We start from the raw sequence: 15,459 nt of genomic DNA on the forward strand, positions 1-15,459 counted from the left end.
AATGAAATTTTACTATATTAATATTAAACTTTCAAGTATACTTTTACAATTTTATCCTCTTATTCCTGTATTCTTAATCATTTCAATATTCTCTTTTATGCTTTTTAATATTTTAATATACAATTAAATGTTATTATTTTTTATTGTATATGAACTATCGTTTACTATATTACTCCCTAAAAGCATTACCTCTACTTATCCTACTTTTACTTACATCAACTATATAATTAACAAGTCTCTCCTTCTTCTTCCACCTACTACATGAATTTGTATTATCCATTTCATAAAACTTTATAATATCTTTCAAGTCACTTACCTCTAGATATGAAAACACTGACTCTTCTTTATTAAATTTCAGCTACTAAATCACTTTTATTTTCCTTTTTATTATCTATTCTAGATAATATATTAGCTACTATTGATCCAGAAATATTATGCCATACACTAAATATTGCTCCAGGTATTGCAGCCATTGGTGAAATGTGTGTAGATGCTAAAGTTACAGCTAATCCTGAATTTTGCATCCCAACTTCTATTGCAACAGCCTTGGCTTTAGCTATATCTAATTTTAGAGCATAAGCAATTCCATATCCTAACGCATATCCTAGCATGTTATGTACTATAACTACTGCTAGTACTAATAACCCTGTAGATAATATCTTTTCAGAATTAGCTCCAACAACTCCACCAACTATTAAAACTATAGCAGTAACTGATACTATAGGTAATACTGATGTACATTTTGTAACTATATTCTCAAAAAACTTATGTGCTAAAATTCCAAGAACTATTGGTACTATAACAACTTTAATAATTGATATAAACATAGCTGATGCTGATACTGGTATCCATTGTCCTGCAAGTAACAACGTTAATATTGGAGTTATAATTGGAGCAAGAACTGTTGAAACCATAGTCATTCCAACTGATAATGCAATATCTCCTTTAGCTAAAAACGTCATTACATTTGATGATGTTCCTCCTGGACATGTCCCAACTAATACAACACCAACTGCCAATTCTGCTGGTAAATTAAATAACTTTGCTAATATAAATGCTAATAAAGGCATTATAGTAAATTGAGCTAAACATCCTACTAATACATCCTTTGGTCTAGAAAATACGATTTTAAAATCATTTAAATCTAAAGTCATTCCCATTCCAAACATTACTATCCCTAATAATAATGTAGTATGTGGTGTTGCCCATGTAAAACTACTTGGCCAAAATAATGCTATAGCAGCTACCCCAATAACTATTATAGCCATATACTTTCCTATAAAATCCCCAATCTTTTTTACGACATTCATTTTAACAGCCCCCAATTTTACTTATATTGTAATTTTCTTTTTACTATTATATCATAGCATTTTTTATAATAATAGTAAATTTTATCTATTTTTATTAATATTTTACTTGATTTTTATAATTAATTTTAAATTTCCACTTTCTCAATGAATTTTTTTCAAATAAGCAAATATTTATTTGAAATTAATTATCATCTAAACTAATTCTTCTATTTTCTCACTCTTGCTATTTTATTCTCACTTTTACTAATTTGACCTTCTTTGACTTTAATCTTATAATGTACTTGTACAAAGAGATAAGAGAAGTAATGAAAGAGAATTTAATAAACTAAGCTTCTCAAAAGGAAAATTCAATTAAGCTTATTAAAAACTACTTTTGAAATTTCACAAAAAATATGATTAAAAAGGAGGTCTTTGTATGTTAGGTTTAGTACCTTTTAAATTTAATAATGGAGAAAATAACAGAGGATTAACTATTAATGACATGTTCAATGATTTCTTTAATAATGATATGTTATCAGAATTTAAATCTGGCGGAAGTTTCAAAACTGATATAAAAGAAACTCCTGAAGAATATGTTGTTAATGCTGAATTGCCAGGAGTTAAAAAAGAAGATATAAATATTGATTATAATAACAATTATTTAACTATTTCCGCTACTAGAAATAATACTCATGAAGAAAAGAAAGATAATTATATTAAACGTGAAAGAAGTTATGGATCAATTTCTAGAGGATTCTATATTGCTAATGTTGATAAGAACTTAATTAAAGCTAAATTTGATAATGGCGTTTTAAATATCAAGTTACCTAAGAAAGAATTAACTGCAAATGATAGTAATAGGATTTTAATTGAATAGATTATTTAAAACTCTAGAAAGAAGATGTTTCCAATGGGTTAAAAAATAGAGCAGTTGCAAAATAAAACTTTGTAACTGCTTTCCTAATTATAATTAAAACTAAAGCTACTTATATTAAGCTTATCACCTATACCTCTAAACACTAAATATCCTCTAAATACCTAAAAACTATATCCATATTACTTAACTTCTTATTAACCCTCACCTTATACTTAAAATTCTTACTTTCTATAAATATTAAAGTCATAACCTCCCATAATAATACCGTCCCTCCAGAATCTAATAATGATGTAAATAAAGAGTCACCTTTAGAATTTTTAATAAAATACCAACAAGATAAAAGAATTGCAGCTGCAATTATATAATAACCAATTCTTATTACCCCCATAAAACTCAACTTTTTTTCCCTAGATAAAAACTCTTTATAAGAATTTATTATACTTTCTTTTGATATTTCTTCTTTATTTTCATCCCTAACCTCTACTGGCATATTTACTTCTAATTCAACATCAATATTTTTTAATTTATATGGTACTCTCAAAATATATTCTTGAATCCATCCATCTAAATCAGAATTAATATTTCGATCCTTAACATCTCTGTAGTCGAACTCATTAAATAATGCTTCATAAGAATCAACCTTAATTGGTATTGTACATTTAACCTTTTCTTCTATATTATTACTCATAACTTTATCTCCTAACTATACTCTCCCCCTCTCTTTACATTTTTTCTTATTACTATGGCTTTTTATACATTTTTTATTTAAATGTTAATTGCACTTCTTATCTTTAATAATTAATTTAATTTCTCTAACAAAAAAGCAAACTAAAATATCCTATACCCAAATATGAGATATTTTAATTTGCTTTTTATTTAATAATTTTTCTATTTTAATAGTTAGCTCTACTTTCTTTTCTACTTTTATACTCATAATAAGCATCAGTACTAGCCCAGTACAATATACTAGCCAAATTAATTAACTTTTCCTTATTATCATAAATATAATTAATTAATTTACTAAACTCATTATTTATATCTAAATAAGGTAATTGAGTTCCATTAGGCTCTATTAATATCTGTGGTTCAACATTAATTTCATTTCCAAACACATCAAATTCTCTATAACTAGCTAATGATAAAGTCATTAAACTTAACTTTCTCTCACTTCTGCTTGTTGCATTTATTATATTCATTAATGCTCTCTTATTATTTTTAATATCAAATATAGAATTAAGCTCTTCACATATATTAGAGCATATTTTACTTACTTCTTTTTTTCTTAATTCAACTTTAAAAGCATTTTCTATAACCTTATTAGCTACCATACTCTCTATACTTATCCAAACATCTTTGTCTGAACACCGTATAACAAACTCTATCATTTCAGCTTCCACTTTAGTTTCTTGTTTTGCTTTCATTATATAATCCCCCCTTTTTTAATTTGACTTATTACTATTAATTATAACAAATTTCCTTTATATTCCTTGTCGAATATAGTCATACTTTACATATATATTTTTGCCAACTTGTAATATTTTTGTATTTTATGTTAATATTGTATTATAAAATCAATAAGCAATCATATTCTATCCCAAAATAAAAATTTTATATAACAGGAGATACACTATATTATGACTAATAATAATTTAACAATAGCTTTACAAGATGATTACTGGAAAACTTTTTGGCATAATTCTATAAAAAATATAACGTTAGGATTTATGCTAAACGTAATAACTCTTAATTTCTGGGGACTACAATATATTTTGCCTACTATAGGAACAGTATTTTTATATATTGGATTTAGAGATTTAAGAAATGAAAATAAATTTTTCCATGCTACATGGATTTTTTCCATAATAAATGTAATCATTAATCTAACAAACTTAATATATATATCTACGCCATTAAACATAGAATTTCAAAACAATTTTATAAGAACAATAATTTTAACGGCCTTTCGATTAGCTTTTTTAATTATTTTTAGAGAAGGACTTAAAAACATCTTCCATAAGAATGACATAACTCCAAGTAAAGATCCCGTTTTAATGCTTATTATTTGGAATATACTAACTATAATTTCTGGGCTAACTCTATTGGGACAACTTTGGTTTGTATTTTTAATAGTAATTATTTATTACTTTTATATTTTTCACTCATTATATAAATTAAGATATGATTTAGAAAACATTAATTGTACAACTTCAAATGACAATATAAAACTTAGTAACAAAAGTCTTTTTATATCTTACATAGTAAGTTGTGCTTTTGTAGTTGCTATTTGTTGTGTAATTTCAAATCATATTCAATTAGAATCTAAAGAATTTATTCCAGGTAACTCTTCAGCAACTAGGGATATGTTAATAAATAAAGGCTTTCCTCATGATATACTTAATGATATAGCTGATGAAGATATTTCTCTTATTCAAGATGCTTTATACATTGAAAGTTTCAGTGAAAAATTAAGCTTTAAATCTCCTAGTAATATAAATTTAAAAGCTACAACTATTTTTATAGAAGTATCTGACACTAAACTGTATGCTATTGAATTTTTCAACTGGGAAAATGGAAAACCCTATTGGAATGACGGATTTACAATTAGTGCTTCAGAAGATTTAGAGCTTATAAATGGAAGATTGTTATATGAAAATAAAGGAATAAAATATACTGATTCTATACCTAGATTAAATGATGGTTCCATTGGTAATATTGATATTTTTGGAGATGTTGATCAAAGCGATAAAATTAGCGGTGCTATAAGTTATCCATTTGGTTCTACTAATCTGAAAGGATATGTTCTTTATAAAATAAATATTAATAGTTATACTACTACCTTTGGAGGTAATATAGTAAATTATATACATTATAATACTCCATTTAGGCTTCCATATAATATACCTGAGTATCAAAACTTAATGTTTAATAAAAATTTAGATCAACATTATACAAATTTCAGTATTGAAAAAGATACTGAAATCACTAATTAAATTTTATAGTAAAATTAAATACCTAGGATAAACTGAACATTTCAAGTTATCCTAGGTTATTAATTTAATTTTATAATTCAACCTTAAACACTAAAATTTATATACATATAGTAACTATTATACATATTCGAAGTTTTCTGGAGCATCAAACCATTTTCCACGGCCTAAATGAAGAATATAACTTATAACTGCTACAACTAAATACCCTGCTACAAAAGGTGATGTTAAGTATATACCTAATGAAGCACTATGTATAAATCCAAATAAAGCAAGCACTGCTGCAAATAGTGCTGTTATAGCTAGCTTATCTAATCTCTTATCAATAATAAATGCTGTTATTGTTCCTAAAATAATACCTATTATTATTGCTCCTGATTTAACTTCAGCAACACCTCTCCACATTACACCATGATCAATTAAGTATTGAGATACTTCAACTGCATATCCTTCTACTCCATTTGGTAATACCTCTGTCCAAACATCAGCAAATCCTACTGATCCTGTAATTTGAGTAAATATATAATTATCACCTGCTGCATTAGCTGCTTCAACATTATCCATTGTTTCAATAAAGTTATAAATTTCAATTGGAATTATTATTGTTAAGTATGGTAAAACTACTGCAAATCCATTAATAAGACCTTGAATAGAGTTTGCTGGATTTGGGAAATAGAATCCTATTCCTGAAAAATCTATTTGTGTACGTCCTAATAATAATGCATATATGATACCACCTAAAATTGCAAAAACAAGTGGTGGGAACTTTCCTTTAAATAAGTATCCTCCAAATACACCTACCATAGCTACAAGTAATATTGGAAGACCTATAACTGGATCACTAAATACATCAAATACATCTTGTGTAGCCATCCATATAAATCCTATACCTGCAACAGTTCCTAAAAGTGCTGCACGTGGAATTCTCTTTTTCATCCATGGTCCAATAAATCCACCAATAAATTCTACAAGTCCACCAATAAAACATGCTGCAACTGCTGCTGACCATGTTAGCTCTGGCTCACCTAATGCATAATGTAATGGCATTATAACACCATATAATATAACAAACATAGCTGGTGTAGATATACCTTATGGTAATGCTGTTACATCAGCTCGTCCTTCTTTTTTACCTAATTTATATGCCATATAAGCATAATATAAACCACTTAATAAAAGTCCAATAGACATTCCAGGTATAACACGACCATAAACTATTTCATCTGGCCATGCAAGCACCCCTGATAATGTTGCTATAACTATAAGATAGTTAACAATGTTGTTTGTAATTGTATATGTTAATCCACCTATATCTCCAGTACTGAAGAAAGGTATTTTTATGTTAGTTTTATTCATTATTATCTCCCCTATTAATCTTCTAAATCTGCTTCGATTGGTATAAATTTAAATTGAGTAACATCAAATAATCCCATATCTGTAAGCTTTAATTCTGGAATAACTGCTAATGACATAAAGCAAAGTGTCATAACAGGTTCAACAGTTTCACTTACCTTTAGAATTTCATGAGCTATTTTGTGAATGCTTTTAAGCTTATTATCCACCCATTCACCGCTTTGATCACTCATAAGTCCCCCTATAGGCATTGGCATACTTTCTAAGACTTTTTCATCTTTTACAAGTACAATTCCTCCACCTTGTTTTATAAGTTCCTCAACAGCAAAGGCCATATCATGGTCATTTACACCAACTACTATAATATTGTGAGAATCATGTGCTATTGAAAGTGCTATAGCACCTTCCTTTATTCCATAACCTCTTAATAAAGCAACTGCAACATTTCCTGTATTTTCATGACGTTCAACTACAGCTACCTTAACAACATCTTTATCACTTTCATATACAAATTCATTATTTTCATCACGGTTAATAGTTACTACTTCTTTGCTTGTAACTACTCCACCTGGTAAAATATTAATTGCATATGCCTTATTTGAATTAATAGGTAATCTTAACTTTTCTTTTGAAAAATCTTTTACATGGAAGCTTCCTTTAGTATCAGAAATATCATGAAGTGTCATTGGTAATTTATATTGTCCACCTTGTGCCACTTCTTTACCCTCTATTAAAACATTATTTACATTAAAATCCTTAAGATTATCAAAAAGAACAATATCTGCTCTTAATCCCGGAGCAATAGCTCCTCTATCTTCTAATCCATAACATTCAGCGGCATTTAAGCTTGCCATTTGAATTGCTATAATTGGATCAATTCCCTCTTCAACACACATTCTTAAACTATTATCTAAATGCCCCACACTTAAAATAGTCTTTGGTTGCATATCATCTGCACATAATAAACAACGTTTGCTATTATAAGGTGTAACACCTTTAGCTAAATTTCTTAAATCATGGCAGGCTGAACCTTGACGTAACATAACATAAAGTCCACGAGAAATTCTATCATGCATATCATTAATAGTTGCACATTCATGATCAGTTTTAATTCTTGCTGCTGCATAAGCATTAAGTGCATTTCCTTTTAATCCTGGACTATGTCCATCAATAACTCTTCCTTCATCTTTAGCAACAATAATCTTATCTAATACCTCATCATGTCCAAAAATAACACCTGGAAAGTTCATGAATTCCCCCAATCCATGAAGTTTACCACTTTTCATTGGTTCAATCATATCTTTAGCATCTATTCTAGCTCCTGAATGTTCAAATGGAGTTGCTGGAACGCAAGAAGGTAACATCATTTTAATATCAAGAGCTGTTCCCTCTGCTGCTTTTAGAATATAATTTATACCCTTAAATCCACATACATTAGCTATTTCATGTGGATCTGCAATAATAGTTGTTGTTCCATGAGGTACTATAAGTCTTCCTAGCTCTTCTGGACTAACATAAGATGATTCTATATGTATATGACTATCAATAAATCCTGGAGCAGCATATTTTCCATCTGCATTAATTACTGAATTTCCTTCATACTCTCCTACCCCTGCAATTAAACCATCAGAAATAGCAATATCTCCTTCAATAATAGTTCCATTATATACATCTACAACTTTACAATTTTTTATAACTACATCAGCAGGAATTCTACCTGCTGATATATCAATTAATTTTTTAAGATCTTTTCTTTCCATATCTACGCCACCTCTATTACTTACTTTCTATAAGCTCAAGAATTGGATCGAAAGTATCTAAAGCAATACAATCTACTGGTCCAACATCTGTAATTGCGTAATCTGGAATTGCTGTTATTGGTAAAAAGAACATGTACATTAATGGTTCAGGTAAATCACACCCTAATTGATTAGCTGCTTTATTAACACGTTTTTCCCATTCTGCAATTACTTCTGGTTCTAAATCACTTACAATTCCTCCAACTGGTAATGGTAAGAATTCAAGAATTTCACCATCTGCAACAACAACTTGTCCTCCACCATTTTCAATTAAATGATTTACTGCAATAGACATATCCTCAGCATTTGCACCCATAACAATAAGGTTATTATCATCTGGTGCTGCTGTTGATGCCATTGCACCTCTTTTTAAATTCCATCCTGAACAAAATGCTAAAGATTTATTTCCATTACGTCCAAAACGCTCAATTACTGATACCATTGCAGCATCTTGAATTTGACTTGGTTGAACTATACCATCTTTAACTTCTAAAACTACATCTCTTCTCTTACGAACGAAAGGTCCCTTAACATCCATTGAAAGTACCTTTTCACATCCATTTTTTATTCCTACTTTATATTCAAAATCTTCTTTAGTAGTTTTAGCACATTTTAATTTACTAGTTAAAACTGAACTTCTCTTTGGAGCATTAAGCTCATAATTTAACTTACCAGCTTCAGCAACTTCAATTGCTCCTAAAGTATTTTCATCTTCTTCTGTTACATATTCACGAACAGTTTCCCATACACCATAACATTCTGGCCATTGTTGAACTTGTTCATGTACTTCTTTTGTGAAGTTAAAAGCAACTGTTGATTGTGGAAAAGTATAAGGTGTCTTGTAAGGTGCACCCCAGAATACCTTAAGTGGGCTTGCTTTTATTTCCTCAAATACTTCTTGTAATCCTTCTAAACCTGATACAGAAATGTATTCATCTAGAAATTATAAGAAAAATTATTCCATAAAAAAAGAACCTAGCACTAAGCTAAAGTTCTTTCCTTAATTATATATATTACTTACATCAACCGGCCTATAAGTACCTTTTCTTCCTTCTAATCTTTCTATAAGCCTAGTTGCAGACCTTCCACTCATAATATCTTCAATACGTGGCTTCATATCTAAATATACTAGTCCTACACCCTTATCATATATAGCAGTTTCATAATAAGTGTTATCTTCATAACCCTCAATATTTTCTATAGTAGATTTTACTACTACTCTTTTTCTATTATAGCTTGTCTCAATAATAACCTTTTCTATTTCATGATTCATAACATAAATCTTATCATCAATAACAACCTTCTGATTCCACTTATTGCCTTCAACTATTGGTAGCTTTAATATATCCTTTTCATTAACTAAAGATTTTAGTGTATTTAACTCTGTAATTTTTTCACTATCTACAGTTTGAATAATCTCTTTGTCTTTTAATATATTACCAGAAGTTCTAACATTATATTTTATTTCATTTTGTTCATCAATTTCATTTATGCTTATACAGCTCATATCCCTATAATATGTAAGACTACCTAATACATCATAAAACTTTTTTTCATCTCCCTGATGAATATAGTCCATTAACTCTTCACTATAACTGTTTTTATCGTATAATCTATCATCATTATTACTAATATCTCTATTATTATCATCTTTATTATTATCATCTGTGTTACTATTATCTTCTGTATTTTCAACACTTTCTTCTTCATCAAGCTTTACGGGAGTTAATAATACTGAAGGCTTACTTTCCTTACCTTTCCTTTTTGATGAATTATTCTCAATATTGCTACAACTAATTATTCCCCCTAATATTAGTATTGTAGAAATCAATAAAGTAACTAATTCTCTCTTTTTCATTTGTATTTATCCCCTTTGCAAGAATTATAATCCATATAAATTATATTACGCTTTCTTAATATTGTCTAATATTATCTCTATAATACTTTTTTGTTGCATTTATCAGCTATTTAATAATGTTTTTGAAAAATACAAAACATTAAAAGAACTATAGCTCTATTACTATAGTTCTTCCTTTAATTTTAATTATTATATACTATTTAAAAGCAAGAGTAATAATTTTATATGGTTCTACTTCAATAAATTTTTCTACTGAATCAAAAGTTTCCTCTAAAACATTACTATTATAAACTGACATATTTGTATTTAAAGCTAATGAAGAATATTCTTCAGATGGATTAAACCATCTTGCAATAATATCTCCACTTTCCTCTGAAAGCTTTAATGATGACCATATACATTCATTACTTTCAAAGTCAAATAAGTTAAACTTAGAATCTAATACATTATCAGTTTTTAAGTTAATTTGTTTAGTTATATCTTGAATTTCATATAAGTTAGCTTCATTATAGCTATTATATAAATCTTCATTATCGCCATGAGGTATAATCATAAATTCAGCTTCTATATGCCCTAAGCATTGAGCTTCTGGTGTATAGAATATTCCCCAATCTCCTAGCTCTCTAACCCCTCTATGAATTGTAACTGCAATTGTATTTTTATCATTTTGTAATATTTCATATTCATTTAAACCTTTAGTTGCAATTGTTAAACCACAGTTTTCATCATGAACATTAACAAAATATTGTAGATGTTGAGTGTTGCATGGGTTTTCCCACTCTTCACTTGGAGTATTATCTCTCTTTGCTACTTCAAAAATTGAGTCAGCATAGTTATATGGAGTATTTATATTTGTTTCAAATAAAACTCTCACTCTATGATCTAAAGCTTCATTGTTAAAGCTTGTTTTAACTTTTACACCTTTACCTAATCTTTCTAATGTATAAATAGTTGTTATTTCCATATCTATCATTTCAGTTGAACGTTTAGCTTCACGATATTTAAATTCTATTAATTCCTCGATTTCCTTCTTTAATGTATCATCTGCAGATTTTGGAATCTTTATAGTATTTTTAACTTCTACAACAGCTCTAAAGCTACTATCTTCTAAAACTTTAATTTTTGCTTCAGAATCACTACTTATTATAGGTGCAACTCCTTTAGGTGCTCCATAAATATATTCATTTCCAACATCTCCACAATCCTCATATAAACAAAGGTTTAAATATTCTTTGTTACTTTCTTTATGAAGAAGATTTATAGATCCATTATCATTAATATTTACTTTTACGTATTCATTTTCTAATTCTCTTCCTGATATAAATAAGCTTTCATTATTTTCTTCAGCTTGATCTGCTTCTACTAAAGCAAAAGTCTTCCATGAGAATTTATCCATATCTTTAACTTCTATCGAAAGCTTAACCACTTTAGCCATATAAGGTTTTCTAAATTTATCCTTAGGAAGGTCAAAATTAAATCTTTCATTAACTTCTATTATTTTAGATGGTATTACACAACCATTTTTATTTATAACCTTAAACTCTGGAACATTATATTCTTTTACTTTCTTTACACAAAGTTTTACGTCATTATTGTTATCTTCAAAGTATTCTTTATATACTTCTATTTCTGTTTCTATAACTCTACTCTTTTCAAATCCAGTTGGATTTAATACTAAAAACGGTATTGCATCTTCTGAAATATTTTTAAATTCTGTAATATCAATATGATTTGAAAGATAAGTTAAAGCTTCATTTATTATATATAAAGCAACATTTTCAGCTTTTTCAAATCTAGTTACCATTTCTCTATGAACAGCATCTACACTACATCCACAAATACTATCATGAGGATGATTTTGCATTAAAGTCTTCCATCCATAAACAAAAGTTTCATGTGGATATTCCATTCCTGCTTTATGCGCCATAACAGCTAAAGGTTCTGCTAGCTTTTCAAATAACATTTGACATTTTGCATTCATTTGTTTTAAGTAAATTCTAGCTGATGCCGTATTAGATAAAGTATACCATCCATCTGTTCTTTGACTTCTAAGCTCACCTTTAATTACAGCTAAATCTTCTCTTAATTCCTTATTTACTTCTTCAACATAATCTTCAAAATTAGAATGAATAAATTCAACATTATCATACATATCGTTAGCAATATTAATAACTGTAGATAAATCTGTTTGAACTGGTTGATGGTCACATCCATTCATAAATAAAAGATGATTAGTTGATGCATACTTTTCTGCATCACTTAATTTCTTTTCCCAATACTTTTTAGCCCCTTCTTCATCCGCTGGTACTTCGAAACCATTATTATACCAATTTGCAAATAATATTCCTAAAACCTTGCTACCATCTGGAGATTGCCAGTACATTTCTGAAAATTGTGATTCATAACTATTAGAATCACTTACTTCATTATTAAATCCTGTAGGCTTTACTCCTCTTCCAAATACAGCTGTATTTATATTAGCATCCTTTAAGATTTGTGGTGCTTGTCCCATATTTCCAAAAGAATCAGGGAAATATCCAATTTTGCATACATCTCCATATTCCTTTGCATCCCTATGTCCTATTTGTAAATTTCTAATATTAGCCTCACTACTTGTTAACCATTCATCTTGAAGTATATACCAAGGTCCAACATGTATTCTTTTTTCTTTTATTAATTTCTTTAAAATCTCTTTCTTTTCAGGTCTTACTTGAAGGTAATCCTCAAGCATTATAGTTTGTCCATCTAAATGGAAGCTTTTAAAATCTGGATCTTCTTCTAAAGTTTTTATTAATGTATCCATAAACTCTATTTCTAGCATATGGTGATGTTCATATGGTAAATACCACTCTCTATCCCAATGTGAATGTGATATAATATGTGCTTTTTTCATTTTCATCTCTCCTCTATAACTTACTAACTATAATCTTTCATCAAATTTCTACTATATAAACTTAGTGATTATTTAATCCTTTTAATCCCTGTGTTATACGTATACATTAGCTTTATAAATTAATAAATTATCTATAATTTCTTAACTTCATTATAGGATATTAATACTTTCCTTAATATTATAAATTTTATAGAAAAACTGTAATAATTATAAGAAATAATGTAGAAATGAATATAACATAAAAGGATGTCCAAGTGGACATCCCTTCGAATGGTAATATATTAAGATTGTTCCTCAAATTCTAATCACTAAATTTAAATATTTTATTTATTTAAATATCTCATTATATATACTTTTCTATATTAAACTTCTCTAAATCAACTTCAGTAAATTCTGCTCTTTTGAACTTTTCCTTTAAATCATATGGCACAGTACAATCAAAAATTGTTTTACATGATATTCCCCTATCTCTAATAGAATAACTATATTCTGGATTTTGAGATGGGTCTAAAGGATGACATCTTACTCCTGGAATAAATATTGTATCAATATCGCCTTGATATCTAGTATTTAATGCCCATAAAACATCATTACTATCAAATGGATCTACATCTTCATCAACTAATATTACAGTTTTTAATTCAGAAAAAGCTGATAATGCTAGTAATGCAGCTTGTCTTTCTCTTCCTTGGTCACTAGGCATGCTTTTCTTTATTTGTAATATTGCCATATATTTTCCTCCACCAGCTGGATGAGCATATACATTTATAAGTCTACCTGGCATTGCTTTTTCTACCATTTGGATTATACTAGCTTCTGTTGGAATACCTGCCATATTAACATGCTCTTCACTTGGTCCTATGCAAGTTTGCATTATTGGATTCTTTCTATGAGTTATTGCTTTTACCTTAATTACAGGTAATTCTTGAGCTGCTTCTCCTGTATATCCTGGGAACTCTGGCATTGCTTTTCCTGTATTTGTATTAACATCTTCTCTTATACGCTTTTTAGGTAATAATTCACCTTCAATTACATATTCAGCTCTAGCTATTGCTGCTTCATCAACAGTTAAGCACTTGACCATTTCTACTGGTTTATTTCTTATTGCTCCTGCTATAGATAGTTCATTAAATCCAATAGGAGTAGTTGGAGGTTCAAAGCATGATGCAATTTCAATAGCAGGATCAACTCCTATACTTATTGATATTGGAAGAGGCTTACCACTTTCCTCTGCCTTCTTACGAAATGCATCTAAATGTCTTACTCCTGGTGTAAAGAACATTGATAATTCATCCTTGCCTTGAAGACATAAACGATGAATAGTCACATCACCTTCACCACTTTCTGGATTTCTTGCATAACACATTCCTAATGTTATATATGGACCTGCATCATGAACAGTATTAGTAGGTGCAGGTAATATTTTTCTTATATCAAAGCCTTCATCAGTTGCATAGTGCACAACTTCCTGACATGGTGCATTATCATTATCTATAATTACTGGATTAATAGGATTTTTTACTGCTTCATTTAATAAAAACCCTAATCTTTTTGGCTCACAATTAAGAAGCATACCTACTCTTTCACGACTAGCTAAAAGACCAATTATTACTTTAGAATCCTTATGCCCTTTAACATTATTAAATATCATAGCTGGTCCTATTTTTGTTGGTCTCATAACAGTTCCACCAGCTCCTACATACCTATAAACTCCAGCTAACTCTCCATGAGGATCTACTTCTACATCAGTTTTTACTACTTGTCCATCAATACCTTTTAAATATTCTATTGCACTTCTTAAATCATTAATTTCCACTTTATTCATTACTTATTTCCTTCCCATCTTAAATCATTACAAATATTTATGTTAAACTGGTCTAATATTTTCATAACATGATGATTTATAATATCATCCATGGACTTTGGCTTTGAATAAAACCCTGGCATTGGAGGTACTATTCTAACTCCTATTTTTGATAGCTTTAACATATTTTCAAGATGTATAGAACTTAAAGGTGTTTCTCTTGGCGAAATCACTAATTTTCTTCCTTCTTTAAGTATTACATCTGCAGCTCTATCAATTAATGTACTTGAAAATCCATTACTTATACTACTTAATGTTTTCATGCTACAAGGAAGTATAATCATACCTTCTGTTATAAATGAACCACTTGCAACACTTGCTCCTAAATTTTCATTATCATGTACAACATCAGCTAAACTATATACATAATCTAATGAATAATCTGTTTCTACTTCTAAATTATTAATAGCCCATTTACTCATTATTAAGTGAGTCTTTATCTCTTTTATATCATTTAAATATTCAAGCAATCTAACTGCATATATTGTTCCTGTTGCTCCTGTAACTGCTACTACTAAATTCATACTTATTACCTCTAT

The 15,459-nt window shown here is 28.8% G+C and carries 14 protein-coding genes; 2 read left to right on the plus strand and 12 right to left on the minus strand.

Translation table 11 applies throughout. The features are described 5' to 3' along the window. Positions 1–169: 169 nt before the first annotated feature. Together HCG76_RS13115 and HCG76_RS13120 are read right to left on the minus strand one after the other, a co-directional pair. Positions 170–307, minus strand: a complete 138-nt coding sequence (locus HCG76_RS13115; protein WP_221700854.1) for a hypothetical protein — start codon at positions 305–307, stop codon at positions 170–172. Between the two features lie 40 nt (positions 308–347). Then, on the minus strand, positions 348–1,310 hold the full coding sequence (locus HCG76_RS13120; protein WP_221700855.1) for a bile acid:sodium symporter family protein: 963 nt from the start codon (positions 1,308–1,310) through the stop codon (positions 348–350). A 415-nt stretch (positions 1,311–1,725) separates the two neighbouring features. On the opposite strand from HCG76_RS13120, the gene HCG76_RS13125 reads away from it, so the two are divergent. Then, positions 1,726–2,166: an Hsp20/alpha crystallin family protein gene (locus HCG76_RS13125; protein ID WP_221700856.1), complete on the plus strand. Its 441-nt coding sequence runs from the start codon at positions 1,726–1,728 to the stop codon at positions 2,164–2,166. A gap of 142 nt (positions 2,167–2,308) precedes the next feature. On the opposite strand, the gene HCG76_RS13130 is transcribed toward HCG76_RS13125, so the two are convergent. Beyond that, positions 2,309–2,854 carry a hypothetical protein gene (locus HCG76_RS13130; protein ID WP_221700857.1) on the minus strand — a complete coding sequence of 182 codons (546 nt, stop codon included), beginning with the start codon at positions 2,852–2,854 and terminating at the stop codon, positions 2,309–2,311. Positions 2,855–3,059: 205 nt separating this feature from the next. Next, positions 3,060–3,587 carry a hypothetical protein gene (locus HCG76_RS13135; RefSeq protein WP_221700858.1) on the minus strand — a complete coding sequence of 176 codons (528 nt, stop codon included), beginning with the start codon at positions 3,585–3,587 and terminating at the stop codon, positions 3,060–3,062. Between the two features lie 213 nt (positions 3,588–3,800). On the opposite strand from HCG76_RS13135, the gene HCG76_RS13140 reads away from it, so the two are divergent. Further along, the gene (locus tag HCG76_RS13140; RefSeq protein WP_260458138.1) at positions 3,801–5,156 is read left to right on the plus strand and encodes a hypothetical protein; all 1,356 of its coding nucleotides are present in this window, start codon (positions 3,801–3,803) and stop codon (positions 5,154–5,156) included. Between the two features lie 117 nt (positions 5,157–5,273). Here HCG76_RS13140 and HCG76_RS13145 read toward each other — a convergent pair whose 3' ends face one another. The 8 genes from HCG76_RS13145 to HCG76_RS13175 all read right to left on the minus strand — a co-directional run bounded on the left by HCG76_RS13145 (position 5,274) and on the right by HCG76_RS13175 (position 15,444). Beyond that, positions 5,274–6,200: a hypothetical protein gene (locus tag HCG76_RS13145; protein ID WP_260458139.1), complete on the minus strand. Its 927-nt coding sequence runs from the start codon at positions 6,198–6,200 to the stop codon at positions 5,274–5,276. A gap of 45 nt (positions 6,201–6,245) precedes the next feature. Continuing rightward, a complete protein-coding gene (locus HCG76_RS19115) occupies positions 6,246–6,509 on the minus strand; it encodes a hypothetical protein (protein ID WP_260458140.1) in 264 nt (87 codons plus the stop codon). A 14-nt stretch (positions 6,510–6,523) separates the two neighbouring features. Further along, positions 6,524–8,266, minus strand: coding sequence for an adenine deaminase (gene ade / locus HCG76_RS13150; RefSeq protein ID WP_221700859.1), 1,743 nt, complete (start codon positions 8,264–8,266; stop codon positions 6,524–6,526). Positions 8,267–8,282: 16 nt separating this feature from the next. Further along, positions 8,283–8,843, minus strand: a complete 561-nt coding sequence (locus HCG76_RS19120) for an adenine deaminase C-terminal domain-containing protein (protein ID WP_260458141.1) — start codon at positions 8,841–8,843, stop codon at positions 8,283–8,285. Positions 8,844–9,305: 462 nt separating this feature from the next. Next, positions 9,306–10,163: a hypothetical protein gene (locus HCG76_RS13160; protein ID WP_221700860.1), complete on the minus strand. Its 858-nt coding sequence runs from the start codon at positions 10,161–10,163 to the stop codon at positions 9,306–9,308. Positions 10,164–10,359: 196 nt separating this feature from the next. After that, positions 10,360–13,056: an alpha-mannosidase gene (locus tag HCG76_RS13165; RefSeq protein WP_221700861.1), complete on the minus strand. Its 2,697-nt coding sequence runs from the start codon at positions 13,054–13,056 to the stop codon at positions 10,360–10,362. 343 nt (positions 13,057–13,399) lie between these two features. Beyond that, positions 13,400–14,881: a UbiD family decarboxylase gene (locus HCG76_RS13170; RefSeq protein ID WP_221700862.1), complete on the minus strand. Its 1,482-nt coding sequence runs from the start codon at positions 14,879–14,881 to the stop codon at positions 13,400–13,402. After that, positions 14,881–15,444, minus strand: a complete 564-nt coding sequence (locus HCG76_RS13175; protein WP_221700863.1) for a UbiX family flavin prenyltransferase — start codon at positions 15,442–15,444, stop codon at positions 14,881–14,883. Before HCG76_RS13175 ends, HCG76_RS13170 begins: the two co-directional genes overlap by 1 nt. Between the last annotated feature and the right edge of the window lie 15 nt (positions 15,445–15,459).

Source organism: Clostridium sp. K13 (assembly GCF_019734195.1).
In the GTDB taxonomy this organism is placed as follows: domain Bacteria; phylum Bacillota; class Clostridia; order Clostridiales; family Clostridiaceae; genus Clostridium.

Excerpts from the sequence above, each read along its gene's own strand:
- HCG76_RS13120 (WP_221700855.1), bottom strand. The coding sequence starts at position 1,310 with ATGAATGTCGTAAAAAAGATTGGGGATTTTATAGGAAAGTATATGGCT.
- HCG76_RS13125 (WP_221700856.1), top strand. The coding sequence starts at position 1,726 with ATGTTAGGTTTAGTACCTTTTAAATTTAATAATGGAGAAAATAACAGA.
- HCG76_RS13130 (WP_221700857.1), bottom strand. The coding sequence starts at position 2,854 with ATGAGTAATAATATAGAAGAAAAGGTTAAATGTACAATACCAATTAAG.
- HCG76_RS13135 (WP_221700858.1), bottom strand. The coding sequence starts at position 3,587 with ATGAAAGCAAAACAAGAAACTAAAGTGGAAGCTGAAATGATAGAGTTT.
- HCG76_RS13140 (WP_260458138.1), top strand. The coding sequence starts at position 3,801 with ATGACTAATAATAATTTAACAATAGCTTTACAAGATGATTACTGGAAA.
- HCG76_RS13145 (WP_260458139.1), bottom strand. The coding sequence starts at position 6,200 with ATGCCATTACATTATGCATTAGGTGAGCCAGAGCTAACATGGTCAGCA.
- HCG76_RS19115 (WP_260458140.1), bottom strand. The coding sequence starts at position 6,509 with ATGAATAAAACTAACATAAAAATACCTTTCTTCAGTACTGGAGATATA.
- ade (WP_221700859.1), bottom strand. The coding sequence starts at position 8,266 with ATGGAAAGAAAAGATCTTAAAAAATTAATTGATATATCAGCAGGTAGA.
- HCG76_RS19120 (WP_260458141.1), bottom strand. The coding sequence starts at position 8,843 with ATGGATGTTAAGGGACCTTTCGTTCGTAAGAGAAGAGATGTAGTTTTA.
- HCG76_RS13160 (WP_221700860.1), bottom strand. The coding sequence starts at position 10,163 with ATGAAAAAGAGAGAATTAGTTACTTTATTGATTTCTACAATACTAATA.
- HCG76_RS13165 (WP_221700861.1), bottom strand. The coding sequence starts at position 13,056 with ATGAAAAAAGCACATATTATATCACATTCACATTGGGATAGAGAGTGG.
- HCG76_RS13170 (WP_221700862.1), bottom strand. The coding sequence starts at position 14,881 with ATGAATAAAGTGGAAATTAATGATTTAAGAAGTGCAATAGAATATTTA.
- HCG76_RS13175 (WP_221700863.1), bottom strand. The coding sequence starts at position 15,444 with ATGAATTTAGTAGTAGCAGTTACAGGAGCAACAGGAACAATATATGCA.